4 protein-coding genes are annotated in these 4,862 nt (G+C 62.4%); 3 read left to right on the forward strand and 1 reads right to left on the reverse strand.

Features of this window, described 5'->3' with window-relative positions:
- Window positions 1-1,028, forward strand: a 1,028-nt coding sequence (locus tag FEM54_RS24780) for an ATP-binding cassette domain-containing protein (protein WP_138453460.1), incomplete at its 5' end; no start/stop codon positions are given.
- On the forward strand, window positions 1,029-2,165 hold the full coding sequence (locus tag FEM54_RS24785; protein WP_138453461.1) for a sugar ABC transporter permease: 1,137 nt from the start codon (window positions 1,029-1,031) through the stop codon (window positions 2,163-2,165).
- A 64-nt stretch (window positions 2,166-2,229) separates the two neighbouring features.
- Here FEM54_RS24785 and FEM54_RS24790 read toward each other — a convergent pair whose 3' ends face one another.
- Window positions 2,230-3,729, reverse strand: coding sequence for a CoA-acylating methylmalonate-semialdehyde dehydrogenase (locus FEM54_RS24790; RefSeq protein WP_017136533.1), 1,500 nt, complete (start codon window positions 3,727-3,729; stop codon window positions 2,230-2,232).
- Between the two features lie 109 nt (window positions 3,730-3,838).
- Here FEM54_RS24790 and FEM54_RS24795 point away from each other — a divergent pair, with 109 nt between their 5' ends.
- Complete coding sequence (locus FEM54_RS24795; RefSeq protein WP_017136534.1) at window positions 3,839-4,777, forward strand: LysR family transcriptional regulator; 939 nt, start codon at window positions 3,839-3,841, stop codon at window positions 4,775-4,777.
- Window positions 4,778-4,862 lie beyond the last annotated feature (85 nt).

The raw sequence follows: 4,862 nt of genomic DNA on the forward strand, positions 1-4,862 counted from the left end.
CCTCGGCACTGACCCGTTCGGAAATCGAGGTGCTGCTCGACATTATCCGAGGCCTCAAGGCCAAGGGCGTGGCCTGCGTGTACATCTCTCACAAGCTCGATGAAGTGGCGGCCGTGTGCGACACCATCGCAGTGATTCGCGATGGCAAGCACATCGCGACCACGGCCATGGCCGACATGGATATCGCGCAGATCATCACGCAGATGGTCGGCCGCGAGATGAGCAACCTTTACCCCACCGAGCCCCATGCAGTCGGTGAGGTGATTTTCGAGGCGCGCAACGTCACCTGCTATGACGTCGACAACCCCAAGCGCAAACGCGTGGACGATGTTTCTTTCGTGCTCAAGCGCGGGGAAATCCTCGGCATTGCCGGGCTGGTCGGTGCCGGGCGCACGGAACTGGTGTCGGCCTTGTTCGGCGCCTACCCCGGCCGCTACAGCGCCGAAGTGTGGCTGGACGGCCAACTGATCGACACGCGCACGCCGCTCAAATCGATCCGCGCCGGGCTGTGCATGGTGCCCGAAGACCGCAAGCGCCAAGGCATCATTCCTGACTTCGGCGTGGGCCAGAACATCACCCTGGCGGTGCTCGACCGCTACGCGCATATGACCCGCATCGACGCCGAGGCCGAGCTTGGCAGCATCGACCAGCAAATCGCGCGCCTGCACCTCAAGACCGCCAGCCCGTTTTTGCCGATCACCAGCCTGTCCGGTGGCAACCAGCAAAAGGCCGTGCTGGCGAAAATGCTCATGGCCAAGCCCCGCGTGCTGATCCTCGACGAGCCCACGCGCGGCGTGGATGTGGGCGCCAAGTATGAGATCTACAAACTGATGGGCGCGCTGGCCGCCGAGGGTGTATCGATCATCATGGTCTCCTCGGAACTGGCCGAAGTGCTGGGGGTTTCCAACCGCGTGCTAGTGATTGGCGACGGCCAGTTGCGTGGAGACTTCATCAACCAGGGGCTCACCCAGGAACAGGTGCTCGCCGCTGCGCTCAGCCAACACAATAAGAATGGGAAAACCGCGTAGATGAACCAGGTCAAACACCTTTTTACCCGCTACAAAATGCTCGCCCTGGTGATCGCAGTGGCGATCATCTGGGTGTTTTTCAGTTGGCAGACCGAAGGCGGCTTTCTCACGCCGCGCAACCTGTCCAACCTGCTGCGGCAGATGTCGATCACCGGGATCCTGGCGTGCGGCATGGTGCTGGTGATCATCAGCGGCGAGATCGATTTGTCGGTGGGTTCACTGCTGGGGTTATTGGGCGGGCTGGCGGCGATTCTGGACGTGGTCTACCACATTCCGCTGCTCGCCAACCTGAGCCTGGTGGCGCTGTGCGGTTTGATGATCGGCCTGGCCAACGGCTACATGACCGCCTACCTGCGCATCCCCTCGTTCATTGTCGGCCTGGGCGGCATGTTGGCGTTTCGCGGGATTTTGCTGGGGATTACCGGCGGCACCACCATTGCGCCGGTGTCGCCGTCGCTGGTGTATGTGGGCCAGGGGTATTTGCCGCATGCCGTCGGTGTGGGGCTGGGCGTGTTGCTGTTTGCCTTGACCCTGTTCCTGACCTGGAAGCAACGGCGCAACCGCGCACTGCATGGCCTGGCGGCGCATTCGTTGGTGCGTGACCTGTTGCGCGTGGCTGTGATCGGCGCAGTGCTGGCCGGCTTCGTCACCACCCTCAACAGTTACGACGGCATCCCCGTGCCGGTGCTGCTGTTGCTGGTGCTGCTCGGCGTGTTCAGCTACGTCACCAGCCAGACCGTGTTCGGCCGTCGCGTTTACGCGGTGGGCAGCAATATGGAAGCCACACGCCTGTCGGGCATCAACGTGCAGGCGGTAAAACTGTGGATCTTCGGCATCATGGGCGTGATGTGCGCCCTCGCCGGCCTCGTCAACACCGCGCGCCTGGCTGCGGGTTCGCCGTCGGCGGGCAATATGGGCGAACTGGATGCGATTGCCGCGTGTTTTATCGGCGGCACCTCCATGCGCGGCGGCTCGGGCACGGTGTATGGCGCGTTGCTTGGAGCATTGGTGATCACCAGCCTGGATAACGGCATGTCGATGCTGGACGTGGACAGCTACTGGCAGATGATTGTGAAGGGCAGCATTCTGGTGCTGGCGGTGTGGGTGGATGTGAGTACGCGGGCGGGGCGGCGCTGACAGGGTCGCGCCAATGTGGGAGCTGGCTTGCCAGCTCCCACCATTGACCTGCAGTGTATTTAAGTTATTTCGACACCGGCATCGCAAACTCCGCGCCCTGCTCAATGCTCTCCGACCAGCGCTGCATGATCGACTTCTGCTTGGTGTAAAAACGCACACCTTCCGTGCCGTAGGCATGCATGTCGCCAAACAGACTCTTCTTCCAGCCACCAAAGCCGTGCCAGGCCATCGGCACCGGAATCGGCACGTTGATGCCGACCATGCCCACTTCGATGCGCCGGGCGAATTCGCGGGCGATGTTGCCGTCGCGGGTAAAGCAGCTGACGCCGTTGCCGAACTCGTGGTCGTTGACCAGCTTGATCGCCTCGGCAAAGTCATTCACGCGTACGCAGGCCAGCACCGGGCCGAAGATTTCTTCGCGGTAGATGCTCATGTCTTGGGTCACGTGGTCGAACAAGGTCGCGCCGAGCCAGAAGCCGTTTTCCAAGCCTGCCTCGGTTGGCACGTAATCACGCCCGTCGAGCAGCAATTGCGCGCCGGCTTGCACGCCTTGTTCGATGTAGCCACTGATACGCTCCAGCGCAGCACGCGACACGATCGGGCCCATTTCAGCCTTCAAATCGCGGCCGTCGGTGATGCGCAATTGCTTGGCACGCTCGGTCAAGGAAGCGATGACTTTGTCACCCACATCGCCTACCAACACGGCGACGGAAATCGCCATGCAGCGCTCGCCGGCACTGCCGTAGGCGGCGCCCATCAGCGCATCCACGGTTTTTTCGATGTCGGCGTCGGGCATCACCACCATGTGGTTTTTCGCGCCGCCCAGGCCTTGTACGCGCTTGCCGTTGCGCGCGCCGGTTTCGTAGATGTATTGCGCAATCGGCGTGGAGCCGACAAAGCTCATGGCCTTGACGTCCGGGTGTTCGAGCAGTGCATCCACCGATTCCTTGTCGCCCTGCACCACGTTGAACACGCCTTTGGGCAGGCCGGCTTCACGCAGCAGTTCGGCCATGAACAGCGAGGCGCTCGGGTCGGTCGGGCTTGGCTTGAGGATAAAGGTGTTGCCCGCCGCAATGGCGATCGGGTACATCCACATCGGTACCATCACCGGGAAGTTGAACGGCGTGACGCCGGCAACCACGCCCAGCGGCTGGCGCATCGTCCAGTTGTCCATACCACGGGAAACCTGGTCGGAATGCTCGCCCTTGAGCAGGTTGGGAATGCCGCAGGCGAATTCCAGAATATCGATGCCACGGTCAACTTCACCCTGGGCATCGGTGAAGACTTTGCCGTGCTCGGCGACGATGATGCGCGCCAGGTCGTCCTTGCGTTCACGCAGCAAGTGCAGGTACTCGAACAAGACGCGAGCGCGGCGGATCGGCGGCGTGTCGGCCCAACTGGCAAACGCGGCCTGGGCAGCGGCGACGGCTTCACCGACGGTCTGGCGGCTGGCCAGGGCGACCCGACCGGTGATTTCGCCGGTGGCTGGGTTGTAGACGTCCTGATAGCGATCATCGCGGCTCACGCGTTGGTCGTTGATGTAGTGCTCGATCGTACTGGTCATGGCAGGTGATCCCAGGTGGGTAGCGTTGAGGCACACGATAGGCTTTCAGTTTGTTCCAAACCAGAGCAGAATCCTGAACTTATTGTCCTTGTGAGCGAACAATAGAACCATGGAAAAATCCGAGATCGAAGGGCTGTGGACCCATATTCACTGGTTGTCGGTGCTCGAAGAGCAAGGCACCTACACCGCCGCCGCAGCGCGTCTGGGGGTGAGCAAGTCGGCCGTCAGCCAGCGCATCTCGGACCTGGAAAAGGCCACCGGCACCCGCCTGGTCACCCGCACCACGCGCAGTGTGCGGCTTACCGATGCGGGGCTGTCGTTGACCCGCGAAGTGCGCAGCGCCTACGAACATATCGCCCGCAGTTTCTCGTCGGTGCGCGACTCGGCCGGAGAGATTCGCGGGCTGGTGCGCCTCACCGCGCCGGTGGCGTTTGCCCGGCAGCAGTTGGTGCCGCATCTGTCGGAATTCCTGCAGCAATACCCGCAAGTGCGTATTCAACTGGACGTGTCGGATGCCCTGAGTTCACTGACAGCCGAAGGTTACGACCTGGCGGTGCGCCACGGCTTTCAGGTGCCAGAAACCCACGTGGCCTGGAAGTTGTGCGACACCGGCTCGGTGCTGGTCGCCACCCAGGACTACCTGCAGCGCCACGGCGAACCCCGCGAGCCCAACGACCTCAGTGCCCACAACTGCCTCTACTACCCACGCGGCGCCGACCAGCCGGCCTGGACATTCGAGCGCGGCGGCAAAAAAGTCGAACGCGTCACCGTGCCCATCGCCGGCAGTTTTTCCACCAACAACAGCGAAGCCCTGCGCGACTCGGCGCTCAACCACCTGGGCATCGCCCTGCTCCCGGACTTCAGCGCCCAGGCGGCGCTGGCCAGCGGCACGTTGGTGCAAGTGCTCAAGGGCTGGACGCTCAAGGGCGCGTTTGCCGATGAGATTTACTTGATCCGCCCGTATTCGCCCCATGTGCCGAAGTCGGTGAGTGCGTTGGTGGGGTACCTGAAGGAGAAACTGTCGGGTGGGTTTCGGTTTGTGGGATGAGGCAGCGCCAGCGAGGTGCGCCCTTAGAGGCAATGGTTTGAACGCGGTCAAGAAAATGTGGGAGCTGGCTTGCCTGCGATAGCGG

Origin of the sequence: Pseudomonas edaphica, assembly GCF_005863185.1 — a bacterium.
Lineage (GTDB): Bacteria > Pseudomonadota > Gammaproteobacteria > Pseudomonadales > Pseudomonadaceae > Aquipseudomonas > Aquipseudomonas edaphica.